Source organism: Thermodesulfobacteriota bacterium, assembly GCA_040756475.1.
Classification (GTDB): Bacteria; Desulfobacterota; Deferrisomatia; order Deferrisomatales; family JACRMM01; genus JBFLZB01.
On record JBFLZB010000119.1, the window covers coordinates 1 to 14,104 of the forward strand.

At 72.9% G+C, this 14,104-nt stretch carries 10 protein-coding genes; 1 reads left to right on the top strand and 9 read right to left on the bottom strand.

Annotation, left to right across the window (positions count from 1 at the left end; genetic code table 11):
• Positions 1–59: 59 nt before the first annotated feature.
• Genes AB1578_15790 through AB1578_15805 form a run of 4 tightly spaced genes read right to left on the bottom strand, consistent with a single transcriptional unit; the run spans position 60 to position 6,571 of the window.
• Entirely contained in the window at positions 60–2,915 is a 2,856-nt protein-coding gene (locus tag AB1578_15790; protein MEW6489364.1) for a tetratricopeptide repeat protein, read from the bottom strand.
• Positions 2,912–4,729 (bottom strand): hypothetical protein, encoded by a 1,818-nt coding sequence (locus AB1578_15795; GenBank protein ID MEW6489365.1) that lies wholly within the window; start codon positions 4,727–4,729, stop codon positions 2,912–2,914. The genes AB1578_15790 and AB1578_15795 overlap by 4 nt, the downstream gene beginning before the upstream one ends.
• A complete protein-coding gene (locus AB1578_15800) occupies positions 4,714–5,214 on the bottom strand; it encodes a hypothetical protein (GenBank protein ID MEW6489366.1) in 501 nt (166 codons plus the stop codon). The genes AB1578_15795 and AB1578_15800 overlap by 16 nt, the downstream gene beginning before the upstream one ends.
• Positions 5,215–5,230: 16 nt before the next feature.
• Positions 5,231–6,571 (bottom strand): hypothetical protein, encoded by a 1,341-nt coding sequence (locus tag AB1578_15805; GenBank protein ID MEW6489367.1) that lies wholly within the window; start codon positions 6,569–6,571, stop codon positions 5,231–5,233.
• A gap of 112 nt (positions 6,572–6,683) precedes the next feature.
• On the opposite strand from AB1578_15805, the gene AB1578_15810 reads away from it, so the two are divergent.
• Complete coding sequence (locus tag AB1578_15810; GenBank protein ID MEW6489368.1) at positions 6,684–6,905, top strand: hypothetical protein; 222 nt, start codon at positions 6,684–6,686, stop codon at positions 6,903–6,905.
• Here AB1578_15810 and AB1578_15815 read toward each other — a convergent pair.
• The 5 genes from AB1578_15815 to lpxC form a co-directional block, all read right to left on the bottom strand.
• The gene (locus AB1578_15815; GenBank protein ID MEW6489369.1) at positions 6,866–8,434 is read right to left on the bottom strand and encodes a PAS domain-containing sensor histidine kinase; all 1,569 of its coding nucleotides are present in this window, start codon (positions 8,432–8,434) and stop codon (positions 6,866–6,868) included. The two genes, AB1578_15810 and AB1578_15815, sit on opposite strands and share 40 nt — an antisense overlap.
• A gap of 98 nt (positions 8,435–8,532) precedes the next feature.
• A complete protein-coding gene (locus tag AB1578_15820; GenBank protein ID MEW6489370.1) occupies positions 8,533–9,900 on the bottom strand; it encodes a sigma-54 dependent transcriptional regulator in 1,368 nt (455 codons plus the stop codon).
• Positions 9,897–12,116: an ATP-binding protein gene (locus AB1578_15825; protein MEW6489371.1), complete on the bottom strand. Its 2,220-nt coding sequence runs from the start codon at positions 12,114–12,116 to the stop codon at positions 9,897–9,899. Before AB1578_15825 ends, AB1578_15820 begins: the two co-directional genes overlap by 4 nt.
• Positions 12,113–12,700: a DUF4390 domain-containing protein gene (locus AB1578_15830; protein ID MEW6489372.1), complete on the bottom strand. Its 588-nt coding sequence runs from the start codon at positions 12,698–12,700 to the stop codon at positions 12,113–12,115. Before AB1578_15830 ends, AB1578_15825 begins: the two co-directional genes overlap by 4 nt.
• A gap of 172 nt (positions 12,701–12,872) precedes the next feature.
• A complete protein-coding gene (lpxC, locus tag AB1578_15835) occupies positions 12,873–13,793 on the bottom strand; it encodes a UDP-3-O-acyl-N-acetylglucosamine deacetylase (GenBank protein MEW6489373.1) in 921 nt (306 codons plus the stop codon).
• Between the last annotated feature and the right edge of the window lie 311 nt (positions 13,794–14,104).

Here is a 14,104-nt window from a genome sequence, read left to right on the forward strand (position 1 = left end):
GGGGGGCCCCCCCCCCCCCCCCGCCAGCCCCAGGAGCAGCACGGCAAGCCACGCGATCTTCACAGCCCCGCCTCCTGTGCCGGCAGCGGCGGCGGCCGGATGCTCCACGCCGCGGCCGGCTCCTCGGTGCGCTGAAAGGCCCAAGGCACCAGGGTCTCCAGGCGCTCGAACATCCGGTCGACCCACGGGGTGTGCACCTGGGCGTCCCGGGCCGCCGCCACCCCGTTGCGGTAGTACGCCACGGCGCGCTCCTCCAGGGGAAAGGCCTTCTCCTCCAAGAGGAACTCGTACTCCTGGGCCTCCTCGTCGGTGAGCTCCCCCGGACGTTCCGAGGCGAGCAGAGCATCCTTCAGGTGCTCGAAGGACTCCCCCGCCCGGAAGAGCGCCTCGGTCAGGGTCTCGGCGTAAGGCAGGCTCGCCGCGCGCGCCAGGTGCTCGAGCGCCTCCGTGAGGAACCGCTCCTTGCGCTCCAGCGCCTGGGCCAGGTCGCCCTCCAGGGCCACCCCCCGAAACCGGTCCAGGGCCAGTCGCCCCAGGGCCAGGGCCCCCCGGGCCCGAAACGCCTCGCCATCCCCCGGCCCCTGCCCCTGCGCCTCCCAGGCCTCCCGGTAGCGCGCGGCCGCATCCTCCTCCTGCCCGGCGACCCGCAGGAGCTCTCCCTGCCGGAAGAGCGCCTCCGCCCGGCGCGGGTCCTCCGGAAATCTCCGGGCCAGCTCGCCAAAGAGCCGGACCGCCCCGTCCCGGCGGTTGGCGCGCTCCAGGGCCCGGGCCGCGCGGAAGAGCGCGTCCGGGGCGCCGGCCCCGTCCGGGTCGGTCCGGTACAGGGCTTCGAAGCCCCGGGCGGCGTCCTCCCACTCTCCCAGGGACGCGAAGATCTGGGCGGAGAGCCCCAGGGCGCTCTCGGCGTACTCCGAGCCCCGGTACCGCCGCGCCAGCCGGTCGTAGACCCGGGCGGCGTCGCCGTCGCGCCCCAGGGCCCGCAGGTTCTCGGCCACCCGGTACAGGGCCACCTGGGCGGCGTCCTCCTCGGGGAGCTCGTCGGCCAGGCGCCCGAAGTGCCCGATGGCCCCCTCCCGGTCCTGGGCCTCCTCCCGTCCTTCGCCCTGCCGGAAGACGGCAAAGGAGAGGAGCTGCCGCGCGTCCGCCACGAGCGCTTCCTCCAGGCCTTCGGCCAGGGCCCGGCGCAGGGCTTCCTCGGACCGGGCGTAGTCGCCCTCGCGAAACCGGCACCGGCCGATGCGCTCCCAGGCCCGCGGTCCCAGGGGTGCTCCGGGGGCGGCGTCGGCCACCCGCTGGAACTGGCCACGGGCTCGCGCAAAGAGCTCGGCGCCGAAGAGGATCTCGCCGGCCGAGAAGAGGATCTCCGGAACCAGGGCAGAGGCGGGATTTCGCGCCACGTACTCCTCGTGTGCCCCGATCAGCTCTTCCAGGTACCCGGCATCCTCGGCATACAGGGTCTCCAGCACCCGGATGCGCCGGTAGCTCGCCTCCTCCCGGTGGGTGGCCAGGGCCGGATGGGCCGCCACCCGGCGGTACTGGGCCGCCGCCTCGGAAAGACGCCCCGCCTCCCGAAACGCCTGGGCGTAGGCGTAGGCCAGCTCGTAGCCCGCCTCGGTGGAGGCGCCGAAGAGCTCCAGGTACCGCCCGTACAGGGAGAGCGCCCGCTCCAGCCCCCCCTGGCCCCGTTGGGCGCGGCCGTGGTAGTGCAAGGCCGCCAGCCGCAGCCCCTCTTCCAGGAACGCGTCCCGCTCGGCCCCCAGCGGACCGGCGCCGTGGAGCCGGTCCCACTCGGTACCCGGCCCGTAGCGGTCCGCCCACAGGACCCGGCGCTCGTTGGCGCCCTCGGCGTCGCGGGCGATGAGCAGGGCCGAGAGGATGCCCCGCTCCAGGGCCAGGCACTCCGGCGCCCCCGGGTAGGCCTCGACTCCCGCGGCGTAGACGGCCACGGCCTCCCGGTATCGGCTCGAGTCGGCGTAGAGCTCTCCCAGGAGCCGGTGCAGCGTCGCACCGTACGGGGCCGCCTCGGGGCGGCTCGCCAGGTAGGACGAAAGCGGCCCCAGCCCGCCCCACTCCAGGAGCGCCTTGGCCAGGATCACGAGGGTCTCGCGCCGCAGATCCTCGGGGCTCGCCTCCCCTCGGCCCAGCACGCGGGAAAACGAGTCCACCGCACCGGAGTAATCCTCCAGGTTGAACAAGCACCAGCCCAGCTTGTACAAGGCCTTGTCCGCATACTCGGGCTTGGCGCCCCGCACCACCGCCGTGTAGTGGGGAATCGCCTCCTCCACCCGGCCGGCGTCGAAGGCGGCCTCGGCCAGGCGCATGTGGATCTCGTCGGCGTAGGGGCTTTGGGGGTCGCGGGCCAGCACCTCGCCGTACGCCCACGTGGAGAGCTCTCCGTCCCCCTCTTCGGCGTAGAGGTAGCCGAGGTTGTAGAAAGCGGGCAAGGCCTGGGGGGCCGAGGGAAACCGGTCGACGAGCTCCCGGAAGCGCGCCACGGCCCTCGGGTACCGGTCCCCCGGCGGCACGGCGTCGCCTTCTCCCGCTTCATAGGCGGCGCGCATGGCCGCCTCCTCCTCCCGGTAGTCGATTTCCGCCAGGCGCAGGAGGAGCTCGGGTTTTCGCTCCTCGGGAGTCCCCGGGCGCTGGAGGAGCGCCTCGTACCGCTTCCGGATCTCGTCCTGCTCCGGCAGGGGGGAGACGGAAGCAACGGGCTCGCGCCGGCGCAGCTCCTCGAGCCGCTGGGCGGCCCGCTTGGAGGCCTCGTCCACCGATACCGGAGCCGGGGAAGCCGCAGGCGGCGGCGTCCGGTCCCCGGGCCGTCCCGACGCGGCCGGTGGGTGCTGCGGTTGCAGGGGCGGACCCGCGCACGCGGCGACCCAGAGGGCCAGGAGGGCGGCCCAGGGCAGGGGTGTCATGGTCGCACGCCTCCCCTGGGGCCTGCCCGCTCCTCGCGCCACAGGTGGAGGGCCTGGGCCTCGTCCAGCGCGATGGCGTCGGCCCGCAGGCGCAGCCTCTCGGCCTCCCGGGCCGCTGCCGCCGTGCCGGCCCGGCGCCTGCGGGTCTCGGCGTCCGCCTCGATCCCTCGCAGCCTCCGGGTCACGTCGTCCAGGCGGGTGCGCAGGGGTGCCAGCCGGGCGCGGTCCACTTCCTGGCCGGCCAGGGCCAACGCAAGCCGGCGCTCCAGCTCCGCCGCCGGCTCCGCGAGCCCCCGGGTGGCGGAACCGAGACTCGAGATGGCCCCACTGAGCTCAGCTTCGCGCTCCGACACCCGCCCCTTGAGCGTCTCCAGGAAGGCGAGCTGGGCCTGCGCCAGCCGATCTCCCGCGGCCCCGAGCCGCCCCCAGAGCGCCCTTCCCCGAGACTGGAGCGCGGGGGAAGCCCCGTCCCAGAGCTCGCTCCCCCCCAGGACCGAGAACGTGGCCTCGGTGCGGGCGATCTGGAGGGCCAGCTCCTCCTGCCGGGAGGAGACCACATGCAGCCGCGGCCGCGCGGCCGGGGGAAAGAGCGCGTGTGCAGGTACCTCGTCCATGTACTGGGCCAGCCGGGCGGCCAGCTCCTCCAGCTCTCCGAGCCGCGCACGAGCCACGGCGCGCCTCTCGCCGAGGACTCCGGCGACCCGTTCGAGGCGGTGGTCTCGCGCACCGAGAGCCGCCTCCACCTCGGCCGCGGTCACGGCCAGCCCCTCGGCCCGTTGTCTCACCTGGACGGCCCGCCGGCCCAGGTCCGCCCACCTGCGCGCGTCCGGGACGGCGCTCCCCGGCGCGTCCCCCCCCGGGGCCTTCGCCTCCCCGAAGGCCGCCTCCCGGGCCTCGCCGTAGAAGCGCGCGGCCTCGTCGTGAAACCCGAGCCGCTGGTATACGCGGCCCTGGGCCCAGAGGTCCTCGTGGCGCCCCCTCGGGTCGAGGGCGCCGGCAGCCTCGAACGCCCCCAGCGCCCTGGCGGAATCTCCCATCTCGGCGCTGCACCACCCGATCCCCCGCAGCGCCCCCGCGTACTCGGGAGACCCGGGCTTCACCTGCCCGAACTGCTCCCGGGCGAGGGAAAACAGGCGCCCTCGCTCCTGCGCCGCCAGCTCGGGCAACCCCACCGCGGCCTGGTAGAGCACCCTGCCCCGCGTCAGGCGCAGCCGATCTGCCAGGGCCGCCCCGAGAGCGCCCCCCGGCTCGACCCCGGCCGCTTCGATGGCCGTTCCCAGGAGATCCACGGCATCCCGCAGCCGCCCCTCCTGAAAGTGGATGAGGGCCAGGGTATGGAGGGCATAGGGCCTGCGGCCCCCCCGCTCGACCCGCTCCAGGTCCTGCCGGGCCCCGGCCGCATCGCCCAGGAGATACCGGCTCTGGCCCACGGCGTAGCGCAGGGCGTGGGGATCCTGGAACCGGTCGGCCAAGGAAGTGTCGGCCCAGGCCACCACCTGCGCGTGGTCGCCGGCATCGAAGAGCCGGGTCACCGCCAGTTCCAGGGCCGGGCCAGAGAACGCGCCGGGGGTGGTGCTGAGCTCCCGAAGGACTCCCAGGGCCTGCTCCGGCATGCCCAGGGCCAGGAGGGCCGAAGCGCGAAAGTACGTCGAGGCCCGGTCCGCTCCGTGCAGGCGCGACAGGGCGCGTTCCCACCGTCCCAGCAGGGCCTCCGCGAACCCCGCCCGCTCCAGGAGCCCCGGCTGGGAAGCGGCCCCCGGGGATCCGGTCGCAGTCAGGGCCAGGGCCAGGGCCAGGGCTACTCGGCGCGCCATGCGACGCCGTTGTCTCCGGGCACGGCGACCCAGGCCGCGGTGGCTCCCCGGGAGAGGGTGAGGGTGGTCGCCTCGGGGGCGTCCTGCCCCAGGCGCCCCAGGGCCAACCGGTGCTCGCCCGCCAGCAGCCGCCACTGCCCGAGTTCCAGGGGCAGGCCGCGCTCCAGCACGTCGAGCTCCGCGGGCGTGAAGGGCCGGGAGAACACACGCTGGCCGTTGAGGGTCAAGGTCACCCCGCTGCGCTTCCACTCCGCCCCGGGGCGCTCCAGAAAGACGAACGCGCGCCCCGATTCCCCCTCCACCACCTCGGCCACCAGGACCTCCAGCTCCGCGCGGATCGCCGCCACTTCCCGCGCGATCTCCTCGAGCCGGGCTTCGTAGTCGCTCAGGGCCTCGGGAGCCGCGTCCTGGGCACTTCCCCCCCCGGGCACTCCCCCGGCCAGGGCCAGCAGCAGCGCCAGCACGGTGGACGTTCGTCTCAGCATCCGCCCTCCACTCCCGTCACGGGGCCCAGGAGCCGGGCAACGGCCAGCGGGCTTCCAGGGGGTTTGTCGACATCCGCCGGGGACCATGGAGGGTGCGCCGGAGCTCCAGCCGGTCTTCGGGCCGGTCGATCCGGTAGACCCAGGCCCGAGCCCCGCCCCCGGAGAGATCGCTGTAGCACCAGACCTCCAACTCCTCCTCTTCCTGCGCCCAGGACGCCAGGGCCGAGGCCCGCCCTGCCCCGTCGCCGTCGAAGAGCAGGCGGGTGCCGGGGGCCGCCCGGGCGGAGAAGGCCGCATCCGGATCCTGGGGGTGGGTATGGGCCGGGCCCGCCCAGGCATGGAGGTCCAGATCCACCCCGTCGCCCTCCCACACCAGCACCGTCAGGCGCACCGGGGGCTCGCCCCGCACCGTGGGCACCGCCACCGCGGGCCCCACCGCCACGCGCCCCCGGGCATCCAGCGCCTGGAGGTAGGCCCGGTTCTCCCCGGGCAGGAGCGCCACCCTCACATCCGCCGCGCCGCCGGCCCGGAGCGCCACCGGGTACGGCACCCCTCCCGCCCACACGTGCACCCCGGAAAAACCCTGGGGAACCGTCGGCCGCAGCCGCGCCCACCAATCCTCCACCTCCGCCACGGCGAGGCCCAGGCCTGCCTCCTCCCGGGCGGGCGCGGGCCGCACCGTCACCACGGCCGACCCCGTGCCCGCGTACTGGGCCCCCACGGCCGCTTCCTCGGCCCTTCCCGGCAGGGGCACGAAGACCTGGCGGGAGCCGGGCCCGGGACCCCAGATCTGCTCGCCCTCCCCTGCGGCGAGGGACCACAGGGAGGCTTGGCCCCCCTCGCGCCAGAGGGACCACAGCCAGGCCCCCCTGGGCAGCTGCGGCGCCGGATCGAGCACGAGCACCGGCGAGGGGCTCCGGGCCACAGCCGGCGGCGGCGCCCAGGCAAACGCCGTCACCCCCGGGGGGCCGGAGGCATCCTCCCCTGCCGAGGCGCACGCGAAGCGCCAGGTTTCCCGCGAAGTGCCGGCTGCCAGGAGCGCGGCTGCCCTCACCGCATACTGGAGCCCCAGGGAATCGTTGAGCGCCCCGGGGCCCACCGGGTCGGTCCGCCCGACCAGGAGCACGCCCCCCTCCCGCTCCAGGGCGGCGCCGAGGCCCGCTTCAAATCCCTCGGGCCACCGCGCCGCGCGCACGTCGCCCCAGGGCGCGAACCCCAGGGGCCGCTCCAGGGCGGGCGGCGGGGGCAGAGGAATCACCACCGGCCCCCGGCGAAACTCCTCGGCCCCGGCGGACGCGCTCCCGAACAGCGCCGCAGCACAGGCAGCAATCCGGCCGACACTCCTCCAGCGATCCAACCCGTACCTCCGGCCCGAGCGGGGGCGCCCACCGAGGCAAAATGGTACCGTCTCCCCACCCCCGGGGGCAACCGGGGCAGGAAGACGCGGGACCTCTCGGCAACGGCGCGGGGTGGCTTTGCAGGGGGTCTGCGCCGACCCGGGAGAAACGATCCGGTTCCAGTTGGTGTCGGGCCAGGCGGTGCTCGGGCTGGGGGGCCGGGTGGTGCACAGTCGGCCCACGCGGTGGGGCAGCGTGGCGGGGATCCGGCGCGAGGGCGCGGACCCCGAGCTGGAGGAACTCCTCGGACGCCACTACGCCTCGGACGCAGCGGGCTTGGGAAGCGTCACGTAGAACCGGCTGCCGCTTCCCGGCTCGCCCTCGGCCCACACGCGCCCCCCGTGTCCCCGGACGATCCGCTCCACGATGGCGAGCCCGACTCCCGCACCACCCCCCTCGCCCCGGTGGAAGAGCGTAAAGACCTTCCGGGCCTCTCCGGGCTCCAGGCCCACACCGTTGTCCTCCACGCAAAACACGAAGTATCCCTGCTCCTCACCCCGGCACCCCAACCGCACCCGAGGGGTCTCGCCGGGCCTCGCGTACCGCAGGCCGTTCTCCAGCAGGTTGCGAAAGACCCGCGCGAGCTCCACCGCTCTGCCCCCCACGGCCTCCGGCAGGCCGTCGTATTCCAGGCGGCCTCCGGTGCGGGTCAGGGTCCCTTCGAGCTCCCGCTCCACCACCGCCAGGAGGGGGCCCAGGGGAACCTCTTCGAGGGGAGCCTGGGCGTGTCCCAGCGCGCTGTACTCCAGCAACCCCTCCACCAGGTCCTTGATGCTGCGCCCGGCCCGGGAAATGACTCCCAACATCTCCCCCGTCTGGGTGGCGCCGAGGGTTTGCTGCCGCTCGAGCAGGAGCTCCGAGAAGCCCACCACGTTGGTGAGGGGGCCCCGGATGTCGTGGGCCAGGGTCTGGAGCAGGGCATCGAGGCGCTCGTGGGCCGCGCGCACCTGGAGCTCCCGCTCGGCGCGCTCGGTGGCGTTGTGTACCTGGACGAGCAGGGCCGGCTCTCCCCGGTAGAGAATCCGCTGCAAACCCAGGTCCAGGTGGAGCGTGTCTCCCGCGGCGTTTCGGGCCTCTACCTCCAGGCGGGGAAGCAGCCGCGAGCGCCGGCGCAGGCTCTCCACCGCCCGCTCGAATGCGGTGCGCGATGCGGGCGCGAGCAGGCCGGCAAGCGGCGTCTGAGACGGCTCCGCCAGGCCGAAGATCTCCCCGAAGGAGCCGTTGGCGTACACCACGCGGCCTCCCTGGAGTACGGCGATCCCGTCCAGGGAGCCCTCCAGGAGTCCTTCGTACTGGTCCTTGAGGACGTGGGGCGCGTCGGGCCCCGCCCAGGGGCGCACCCACAAAGCGAGCAGCCGACCCACGTCCATCGCCAGCGCCTGCGCGGTGGGACCAAAGCTTCCCTTCTCCCGGCTCGCGAAGATGAGCAGCCCCCGCCGCCCCTCCAGCTCCAGGGGGACCCCCAGCTCCTCCGCCTTGCCCTCGCCCCGGAACAGCCGCGCGAGCACCGGGTCGGCGTGGTCGCCCAGGGGCTCGGCCCGCACCACCACGACCCCGTCTCGGGCGACCTTCTCCAAGGGGTGCCCCCTCAGGGAAAAATCATACCCGTCCAGCTCCTCCTCGGGCTGTTGCGCCCACGAGGCAGCCACGTAGCAATGCCCCAACCGGCGCCCGGGCAGCGCAAGGGACGCGCGGTAGAACGGGAAGGTATCGAGGCAGGCCCACGCGGCCGCCTCGACCCCCGAGTGGAGATCGTCGGCCGAAGCCAGGCGGCTGGCCAGTTCGCGCAGGGGCCGGGACAGGCCGGAACAGGAGTCGTCCAAGAAACCCTCTCGGGCACGCAGCAGTGGTATCCCCGGACTGATCGGCCGGGGACCGGAAGACTTGACCACGGCAAGGGGTTCGGCCCGGGGGCCCGCAGCTATCCCGACGGGAGCTCGATGTCGAGCTCCTTGAGTTTCTTGTACAGGCTCGACTTGTCCAGGCCGATCCGCTCGGCCGTGTGGGGCACGTTCCAGCCGGTCTCCTCCAGGTGCCCCAGGATGTACCGGCGCTCGAAGGTGCGCCGGGCCTCCCGCAGGCCGAGCCCCTCCTCGGCCGGCCCCGCAGCCGCGGCGCCGCCGCTCGCGGCCCGGACTGCCGGGGGGACATCCCTGGCGGAGATCCGGTCCCCCCGGCACAGGATCACCATGCGCTCGGTGAGGTTCTTGAGCTCCCGCACGTTGCCCGGCCAGGGATACTGCTCCAGGAGGTCCAGGGCCGCAGGCTCGATCTCCACCGGGTCGCGTCCTTCCTCGGCGCAAAATTGCCCGATGAAGTGGGACACGAGGGCCGGGATGTCGTCGCGCCGCTCCCGCAAGGGAGGCACGTGGAACGGGATGACGTTGAGCCGAAAGTAGAGGTCCTCCCGGAACCGGCCCTGCCGAATCTCCTCCTCCAGGTCCTTGTTGGTGGCGGCGATCACCCGCACGTCCACCTCGTGGGTTCGCCCCCCGCCCACGCGCTCGAACCGCATCTCCTGGAGCACCCGCAGGATCTTGGCCTGGGTCTTGAGGCTCATGTCCCCGATTTCGTCGAGGAAGAGGGTGCCGCCGTCCGCCAGGTCGAACTTCCCCCGCCGGCGCGCGGCGGCCCCGGTGAAGGCGCCCTTCTCGTGGCCAAAGAGCTCGCTCTCGATGAGGTCCTCGGGGATGGCGGCACAGTTGACTTCCACGAAGGGCCCGTCCCGGCGGCGGCTCCCGGCGTGGACCGCGCGGGCCACGAGCTCCTTGCCGGTTCCGTTTTCTCCCGTGATGAGCACCGAGGCTCGGGTGGCTGCCACGATCCGGATCTGCTCGCGCAGCTCCTCCAGGGCGGGGCTCGACCCCACCATGACGTGGGTGCGCACGGACTGGGCACGCAGGTAGCGGTTCTCCTGGGCCAGACGGCTGGTGCGCAGGGCGTTTCCGATCCCCAGGAGGACCTTGTCGAGGTTCAGGGGCTTCTCGAAGAAGTCGTAGGCGCCCAGCTTGGCGCACCGCACCGCGGTCTCGATGGTGCCGTGACCCGACATCATGATGACCGGCAGCTCCGGGTGCGTGTGCTTGAGCGCCTGGAGGGTGTCCACCCCATCCTTGCCGGGCAGCCAAACGTCGAGGAGCACCAGGTCCGGGTCCTCCGCCTCCACCGCGGAAAGCCCCTCCTCGCCGGAGGCGGCCGTGGCCACCTCGTACCCCTCGTCCCCCAGGATCCCCCTGAGGCTCTCGCGGATGCTCGACTCGTCGTCCACCACCAGGATGCGCCGGCTCATGGGTTGACTCCCGGAAGGGGAAGCTCGAGCACGAACCGCGTGCCCTGCGGGTGGTTGTCCACGGCCCGCACGTACCCGCGGTGGTCGGCCACGATGCTCTTGACGATGGCGAGCCCCAGTCCCGTGCCACCCTTCTTGGTGGAGAAATAGGGCTCGAAGAGCCGCTCCCGCGCCTGGGGATCGAGGCCCGGACCGTTGTCGGCCACCACCACCTGGACCACCTGGCGCGCGGGCTCGAAGCCGGTCAGCACCTCGATGCGCCCGTGCTCGGTCCCCTCCAGGGCAGCCACGGCGTTGTCGAGCAGGTTCACCAGCGCCCGCTTGAGCTGTTCCGGGTCGGCCTCGAGGATCGGCAGCTGGGGCGCCAGGCGCACGTCGAATTGAATCTGCCCGTGGGCAGGGCGATAGAGCCCCGCCACCTCCTCCACCAGGCGGTTCACGTCGGCGGGAACCGGCCGGGACTCGGGCATCTTGGCAAACCGGCTGAACTCGTCCACGAGCTTCTTGAGGCCATCCACCTGGGCCACGATGGTGCGGGTGGCCTGGTCCAGCACCTCCCCGTCGGCGGACTCCAGGAGCTCCGCGTAGCGCCGGCGCAGCCGTTGGGCCGAGAGCTGGATGGGGGTGAGCGGGTTCTTGATCTCATGGGCGATGCGCCGCGCCACCTCCTGCCAGGCCTGGGCCCGCTGGGCCCGCACGAGCTCGGTAAGGTCGTCGAACACGGCTACCGTGCCCAGGAGCTCGCCCCCCTCGTCGCGCAGCCGGGTCAGGTGGATGAGGAGCGAGCGCCGTTGTCCGCCCAGCTCCGCCGACACCTGGCGCTGCATCGCGTCCTGGCGCGAAGAGCCGAGCTCGCGCAGGAGGCCGGTCACCACCGCCTCGACGGCGGGCTCCAGGGCCTCCCGGTAGGGGCGCCCCAGGACCTCCTCCCCCACGCCGAGCATCTCCCGGGCCGCCGCGTTCAGGGTGGTGACGACGCCGTTGCGGTCGGCGCTCAGCACGCCCGCCGCCACCCGGCCGAGCACGGTCTCCATGTACCGGCGCCGCCCCTCCAGCTCCTCGTTGGCACGGTGCAGGGTCGCCTGGGCGTCTTCGACCTGGGCCTTGCTCGCCCGCAGGTCCCGGGTCATCCGGTTGAAGGAGTCCACCAGGGTACCCACCTCGTCGCCGCTCGCCACGTCCAGCTGAAAGTCCAGGTCGCCCCCGGCCACCCGCTGGGTGGCCTCGGCCAGCGCCTGGATCGGCCCCGTAATCCCCCGCGCCAGGTAGAAGCCGAACCAGGTGGCCGCAAAGACGATCAGGAGGGCCACCAGGAGCAGGGGCAGGATGTAGCTGGCCTTGATCGGCGCCTTGAGGACTTCGAGCTGCCGGTACTCCTCGAACCCGGCGGTGATCTCCTCGAGCCGGTCCAGGGTGCGTCCCGGCATGTACCCATCCACCACCACCGCGCCCCATACGGTGCCGCCGGCCCCATCCCAGATCGGGGCCGCGCCCCGGAGGAAGTCGCCCGAAGAAAACCGGCCCAGGCCCGCCGCCTCCCGCCCTGCCAGGGCCTGGCGCACCTCCGGGGACTCGGCGCCGGCCAGATCCGGAAGGGGGAAGTGGGGGTTGGCCACCACGCTCAAGACCTCGCCGGAGGCCGAGATGACCGTGACGGCGCCCAACTGATCCTCCACCGCACGGGAGAGGAGCAGCGACTCCATGCCGGCCAGATCGCCCGGCAGCCCTTCCCGGGGAAGCGCCTCCGCCAGTTGGCGGGCGTAGTGGAGGACACGTTCCTCTTCCACCCCATAGTAGGCGCGGGCCACCTCCAGGGCCTGGCGCAGCGCCCCCTCCACCCGGCTGCTGAACCAGCTGTCGATGCTGCGGGCGAGGAAGCCGGCGCTGGTAAGGTACAGGAGCGCCGTGGGGATGACGGTCATGGCCAGGAAGGCCAGCACGAGCTTGGTCTTGAGCTTGGCCCCCAAGACCCCCCTGCGCCGCTCGAAGGCGAGCTTGGCCAGGTTGCGCAGGGTGAGGAAGAGCAGCAGCAGCAGGAGCAGGATGTTGAGGTTGACCAGCCCGAAGACCGCCAGGGCCTCGAGGAGCCGCCCTCCCTGCATCTGGCCGAAGAGCCGCCACTGGGTCAGCGTGAGCCCGACCCACAGGACGAAGAGCCCCGTGAGGAGCACGGGACCCCGGCGAAGCAACCTGCCGGCCTTCGCCACACCCTTCATGGCACGAGGTTGGGAGACGCGGGCAGGGGCACGTCGGTCCAGGGGGTCTCCACGTCCCAGTAGGAGACGAAGGCGAAGAGGTAGTGCAGGTGGAACGGCAGCCGGAACTTCTGGAGCTGGGCCTTGATCCGCAGGACCAGGGGGCCCCGGCTCCCCAGCACCTCCAGGGGCAGCACGCTCACCCCCTCCACCCGGGCCATCGTCTGGAGCGCGGCGTCGAGGGTGCCCACGTCCTCCCCCTCACCGCCCTCCTCGGAGACCACGCGAAACCGGTTCTTGAGGTTGTCCTTTTCCAGGACCCGCACGAGCTGCACCTCGGCCACGACCTCGTCGCGCAGCACGTCCCGGGGGCGCACCACCCGAACCCAGTACGTAAAGCGCACGGGCAGGCCGCTGTCGAGGGTCTCGAGCACGCGCCGGGTGCGGATTCCCTCCACCCGAAAGTCGACCAGGAGGTCCGACTGGTGGCCGCGCCGCAGGTTCACCCCCTCGATGGAGGCCTGGCGGGAGCGGCCCTCGCCGGGCGCAGCGAACAGTAGGAAGAAGAGGGCGAAGGCAAGGGCGAGGGTACGCCGCAGTCCCATGGGCCGTCCCGGTGGAGAGCGCGAGGCGGCTCGGGCCGCCCGGGGAAAGGCCGCATTCTAGAAGAGCGGTGCGGGGGCGCGCAAGCCCGGGACCTTTCGGGATCGGTCCGACGCTTGCGGCAGGAGGCCGCGTTCGTCGCGCCCCCTTCCCGGCTGCCGGGGGCGGGAGGTTTCAGGCGTGGGCGGGAACCAGGGGGCTCGGGGCCGCGGGCTGCCGCTCCTGGCGGGGGGAGCCGGCTGCGTGCTCCACCACGGACCACGCATCCGGCCGGGCCAAGAGCGCCTTCACCAAGGCGTCGTGGAGGGCGTGCCCTCCCTTGTGGACGATCAGGTGTCCATGAATCGGCATCCCCGCCAGGGCCAGGTCTCCCACGGCGTCGAGGATCTTGTGCCGTACCATCTCGTCGGGCATCCGAAGCCCCTCGGGATTGAGCACCTTGCCGTCGTCCAGGACCACCGCGTTCTCCAGGGATCCGCCCCGCGCCTTGCCGACGGACCGCAGGTACGTGACCTCCGCCAGAAAGCCGAAGGTGCGGGCCGGGGCCAGCTCTTCGGCGAAGGTGCGGGCCCCCACGTCCAGGTAGTAGTGCTGGGCTCCGGGAAACCGCCCTTCGAAGTCGATGGTGTAGGTGACGCGAAAGGTGTCGGCGGGCCGCAGGATGCAGAACTTCTCACCGCTCTCCACCCGGATGGGCTTTTCCACCCGCAGCGCCCGGCGCACGCTCCTCTGCCGGCGAAGCCCCACGCGCAGGATCGCCTCGGCGTAGGCGGTCGCGCTCCCGTCGAGGATCGGCAGCTCCGGTCCGTCCACCTCCACGGTGCAGTTGTCCACGCCCAGCGCCGCCAGCGCCGCCAGGCAGTGCTCCACGGTGGAAATCTGGACGCCGTCGCGGCCCAGCACCGTGGCCAGCGTCGTCTCCACCACGTACTGGCTCCGGGCCGGGATCTCCACCGCCGGCGAGAGGTCCACCCGCCGAAAGCACACACCGCCCCCGGAGGGGGCCGGGAGCAGGCGCAGGGTTACCGTCTCGCCGGTGTGCAGCCCAACCCCCGAGAGGGTGACGGGAAACTTCAAGGTATGCTGAAAGGGCATGGGATCTCCTGCGCCGGTGCCGTCGAAGCCAACTGGGTCCGCGCCAGGGGAAGCAAGCCCTGTGCCAAGGTCGCCCACTTCTCCGCCAAGCGAAGTCAAACCCAGATCCGGCGCGGATATTTCACAGAAGCCCCCTCCACGGCGGGGCCCGTGTCCGTGGCAGGGCGTCCACTCGTCCGCCGCTTCGCGTGGCAAAAGGGCCACCCCGAACTCCCTCCCCGGCCGGGCGGCGGGCAGGAGCTACCTCAGCCTCGGTCGGGCGCAAAGCAGACGGGCCCCCCCTCGAAATCGAAAAATGAATCCACCCCGCC

What these genes read in the sequence shown, in the direction of transcription:
- AB1578_15825 (MEW6489371.1), bottom strand. Translation starts at nt 12,116, where the DNA reads ATGAAGGGTGTGGCGAAGGCCGGCAGGTTGCTTCGCCGGGGTCCCGTG.
- AB1578_15790 (MEW6489364.1), bottom strand. Translation starts at nt 2,915, where the DNA reads ATGACACCCCTGCCCTGGGCCGCCCTCCTGGCCCTCTGGGTCGCCGCG.
- AB1578_15795 (MEW6489365.1), bottom strand. Translation starts at nt 4,729, where the DNA reads ATGGCGCGCCGAGTAGCCCTGGCCCTGGCCCTGGCCCTGACTGCGACC.
- AB1578_15820 (MEW6489370.1), bottom strand. Translation starts at nt 9,900, where the DNA reads ATGAGCCGGCGCATCCTGGTGGTGGACGACGAGTCGAGCATCCGCGAG.
- AB1578_15830 (MEW6489372.1), bottom strand. Translation starts at nt 12,700, where the DNA reads ATGGGACTGCGGCGTACCCTCGCCCTTGCCTTCGCCCTCTTCTTCCTA.
- lpxC (MEW6489373.1), bottom strand. Translation starts at nt 13,793, where the DNA reads ATGCCCTTTCAGCATACCTTGAAGTTTCCCGTCACCCTCTCGGGGGTT.
- AB1578_15800 (MEW6489366.1), bottom strand. Translation starts at nt 5,214, where the DNA reads ATGCTGAGACGAACGTCCACCGTGCTGGCGCTGCTGCTGGCCCTGGCC.